This is a genomic window from Thalassotalea sp. G20_0 (assembly GCF_017744175.1).
Classification (GTDB): domain Bacteria; phylum Pseudomonadota; class Gammaproteobacteria; order Pseudomonadales; family Endozoicomonadaceae; genus Endozoicomonas.
Genome location: NZ_JAGHQV010000423.1, coordinates 1 through 629 on the forward strand (window position 1 = coordinate 1; position 629 = coordinate 629).

The following is a 629-nucleotide window of genomic DNA, read 5'->3' on the forward strand; positions in this document are numbered from 1 at the left end:
AGATAACCCCATCAATTAACCTTCCGGCACCGGGCAGGCGTCACACCGTATACGTCCACTTTCGTGTTTGCACAGTGCTGTGTTTTTAATAAACAGTCGCAGCCACCTGGTATCTTCGACCAGCCTCAGCTTACGGAGCAAGTCCGATCACCAAAGCCGGCGCACCTTCTCCCGAAGTTACGGTGCCATTTTGCCTAGTTCCTTCACCCGAGTTCTCTCAAGCGCCTTGGTATTCTCTACCTGACCACCTGTGTCGGTTTGGGGTACGGTCCCTTCTGACCTGAAGCTTAGAAGTTTTTCCTGGAAGCATGGCATCAATCACTTCAGCTCCGTAGAGCCTCGTCATCAATTCTCGGCCTTGAGGATCCGGATTTGCCTGGATCCCCAGCCTACGATCTTAAACGCAGACAACCAACGCTGCGCTGACCTAGCCTTCTCCGTCACTCCATCGCAGTCAGAAGGGGTACAGGAATATTGACCTGTTTCCCATCGATTACGTCTTTCGACCTCACCTTAGGGGCCGACTCACCCTGCGCCGATTAGCGTTGCGCAGGAACCCTTGGTCTTCCGGCGGGGGAGCTTCTCACTCCCCTTGTCGTTACTCATGTCAGCATTCGCACTTCTGATAC

General features: G+C 53.7%; 1 rRNA gene. It reads right to left on the minus strand.

Annotation, left to right across the window (positions count from 1 at the left end):
* Positions 1-629 (minus strand): 23S ribosomal RNA (locus J7438_RS26845); the annotation flags it as partial.